At 45.7% G+C, this 3,606-nt stretch carries 2 protein-coding genes and 1 pseudogene; all 3 read left to right on the top strand.

What is annotated here, in order from left to right; translation table 11 throughout:
• Positions 1 to 646: pseudogene (locus BN587_RS11755) on the top strand (NAD(P)H-binding protein); the annotation flags it as partial.
• An 87-nt stretch (positions 647 to 733) separates the two neighbouring features.
• Positions 734 to 1,210, top strand: coding sequence for a transcription elongation factor GreA (gene greA, locus BN587_RS03200; RefSeq protein WP_021719710.1), 477 nt, complete (start codon positions 734 to 736; stop codon positions 1,208 to 1,210).
• Positions 1,211 to 1,227: 17 nt separating this feature from the next.
• Positions 1,228 to 3,198, top strand: coding sequence for a lysine--tRNA ligase (gene lysS / locus BN587_RS03195; protein ID WP_021719709.1), 1,971 nt, complete (start codon positions 1,228 to 1,230; stop codon positions 3,196 to 3,198).
• The last annotated feature ends 408 nt before the right edge of the window (positions 3,199 to 3,606 follow it).

Genomic DNA, 3,606 nt, shown 5'->3' with positions numbered 1-3,606 from the left:
GAAGGAATGCCGTGCTGTCGTAGTCGGTGCCACCGGCTCTATCGGTGCTGCTTCCGTACGCCTGTTGGCAAAAGAGGTTAAGCATATTACGCTTGTTGCACGTCATATGGGACCACTGGAGGAGCTGGCGCAGGAGCTTATTGAGCAAAATCATTGCGAGGTTGCCGTAAGCCAGGATATTCGCACCTCTTTGCAGGAGGCTGACATTGTTATTACCGTCACCAGCGCGCTCGACTTCTTGATTGAGCCCGGCGATTTGAAGCCTGGCGCTGTAGTATGCGATGTGGCGCGTCCGCGTAACGTATCGCGTGAGGTATCACTGAAGCGTAACGATGTGCTGGTAATTGAAGGCGGCGTTATTAACGTGCCCGGTGACGTAGATTTTCATTTCAACTTCGGCTTCCCACCGCACACGTCCTATGCATGTATGGCAGAAACCATGATTCTGGCACTGGATGGCCGTTATGAAAACTTCTCCTTAGGCAGATCCCTGGATATCAACAAGATAAATCTTATTTCACAGCTGGCAGATAAGCATAACTTCAAGATGGCGGGCTTCCGTAATTTTGAACGTGCTGTTTCTACCCAGCATATCGAGGAAGTCAAGCATAACGCCCAGCATGCGCTGGCAGTGCATGGCTGCTGATATTGACAAGTAAATCCGGCAACATATATAATCAGTATATGTGTGTAAGTAAAATTTTTATATAAATAATGATAAAGGAGCAGGAACATGGCAAGCAAGGAAACTATTTTAACAGCTGATGGCTTAAAAAAATTACAAGAAGAATTAGCTCAACGTAAGGGCGAAATCCGCGAAGAAATCGTTGAACGTCTGAAGGAAGCAAGAGCACAGGGCGACTTGAGCGAGAACTCCGAGTACGATCAGGCCAAGGAAGACCAAGGTAAAAACGAAGGCCGTATTCTGGAGCTGGAGCAGATGATTAAAACTGCTACCATCATCGATGACAGTGCCAGCAAAGCAGCAGGTATTGTATCTCTTGGCTCTACCGTGCTGCTGAAGGACGTAGAAACCGGCGATGAAGAAACCTATACCATCGTTGGTACTACCGAAGCAGATCCGTTCGAAAACCGTATTTCCAACGAATCCCCTGTAGGTGCAGCTATTTTGGGTCGCAAGGTGCATGACGTTGTTATAACCAAAACCCCTGTAGGTGAATTGTCCTACGAAATCGTGGAAATTAAATAATAAGGAGAAGGGCGACAATGGCAGAGGTAAAGAATAAACCTAATACAGAAGAAGCTGCAGTGCTTACCGAAAACGAAATCAACGAGCAAATGCAGGTCCGCATTGACAAGATGCATAAAATTGAGGAGCACGGCTGGAAACCTTTCGGTTATCGCTTCCTGTACACTCATCGCGCGGCAGATATCGCTGCGCAGTTCGATGAGCTGTCCGAAAAAGAAACCGAAGTTAAAATGGCAGGCCGTATTATGGCTATCCGTGGCCACGGCAAAACCTGCTTCATGGATATGCAGGATAAGACCGGCCGTATCCAAGTATATGTACGTAAAGACGTTATCGGCGAAGAAAACTATGCGCTGATTAAGCTGATGGATATCGGTGATACCGTAGGCATTACCGGTACTGCTTTCCGTACCCATATGGGCGAGCTGTCTATTAAAGCAAATTCCGTAGAAATGCTGTCTAAATCCCTGCGTCCGTTGCCGGAAAAATGGCACGGTCTGAAGGACGTTGAAACACGTTACCGTCAACGCTATGTTGACCTGATTGTTAATCCGGAAGTGCGTGATACCTTTGTAAAACGCAGTCAGATTATCAGAAGCGTACGCGAGGTTCTCGACAGCCATGATTTTCTGGAGGTAGAAACTCCTATTCTCAACACCATCGCAGGTGGTGCTGCTGCACGTCCGTTTATCAGCTATCATAATGCTCTGGATATGCAGGTTTATATGCGTATTGCGCCTGAGCTGTATCTCAAACGCCTTATCGTTGGTGGTATGGACCGCGTATATGAAATGGGCCGCGTATTCCGTAACGAGGGTATCGACAACCGTCATAACCCGGAATTCACCAGCGTTGAGATTTATCAGGCTTTTGCTGATTATCGCGATATGATGGACCTGACTGAAGAGGTTGTTGTTAAGACTGCCGAGAAGGTTCTGGGCACTACCACTATCAATTATGAAGGCACTACAATCGAGCTGGCTTCTCCCTGGAAGCGTATGAGCATGATTGAAGCCGTAAAAGAATATTCCGGCAAGGATTTCACCAATGTAACCGATTTGGAAGAAGCACGCGCTATCGCTAAAGAGCTGAATGTGGCTATTGAGCCTTCCTTTGGCATTGGCAAAATTATCAACGCCTGCTTCGAAGAATATGTTGAAGATAAGCTGATTCAGCCTACCTTTATTACCGGTCACCCGAAAGAGATTTCCCCGCTGGCCAAGAGCAACCCGGAAAACCCTGAAATCACCGATCGTTTCGAGGCTTATATCTATGGCCGCGAAATCTGCAACGGCTTTACCGAATTGAACGATCCTATCGACCAGAAGGAGCGTTTCTTAAAGCAGGTTGAAGAACGCGCTAACGGCGATGAAGAAGCAAATATGATGGACGAGGACTTTGTCAACGCCCTGGAATACGGCCTGCCTCCGACAGGTGGTTTAGGCATTGGTATCGACCGTCTGGTAATGTTTTTGACCAACAGCTCTACCATTCGTGACGTACTGTTCTTCCCGACCATGAAACCGTTGGGCAAGGCTGTAAGCGAGAAGCCTGACTTTATGCAGGCTCCTGCTGTTGCTGCACCCGTAGAAGAGGCTAAGGAGGAAACTATCGATTTCTCTAAGGTTGTTATTGAGCCTGCATATGAAGAATATGTTGATTTTGACACCTTCTGCAAGTCTGATATCCGTGTAGTTAAGGTTAAAGAATGTACCGCTGTACCCAAGAGCAAAAAGCTGCTGAAATTCGTCCTGAATGACGGTACCGGTACCGATCGTGTAATTTTGAGCGGTATCCATGCATTCTATGAGCCTGAAGAGCTGGTAGGCAAGACTTTGGTTGCTATTGTTAACCTGCCGCCGCGCAAAATGATGGGTATTGATTCCTGTGGTATGCTGCTGTCTGCTATCCATGAAGAGGAAGGCGCAGAGAAGCTGAACCTTATTATGGTAGATAAGCGTATCCCGGCTGGTGCACGTCTGCACTAAAACTAAAAATTATTCTGGCGCTATGCGAAAGCATAGCGCCTTTTTTCTTCCGTGTATAGTTCTTTCTTAAGTGGCAGAGGATTATTTTTCTTAGCTACAATGAGTTAAGAGAGCATTTTATTCAGTATAATCACTGTTGCTACGAGGACCTTATGAAGAAATTTCAGGAAAAAACAAGCAAAAATTTGAGAAAAAATTTCTGAAGCAGAGAAAAATTTTTACTGATTTTGAGCGTTTTTTGAGAAAAAACAGCTAAAATCAGCACTTTTTTTGAAGTTTTTTCAAGAAATTTTAAAGGCCATAAAGGCGATGGTTAAGCATGTTTCTTTTTCCACGAATCCAAGTGTTTCAGCAAAAAAATCTCAAAAAAGTGTCGAAAAAAGTGTTGACATAACCTAGGTCACGTGG

The organism is Phascolarctobacterium succinatutens CAG:287 (genome assembly GCF_000434895.1).
Lineage (GTDB): Bacteria > Bacillota > Negativicutes > Acidaminococcales > Acidaminococcaceae > Phascolarctobacterium_A > Phascolarctobacterium_A succinatutens_A.
This window is presented reverse-complemented; position numbering and strand designations above follow the sequence as displayed.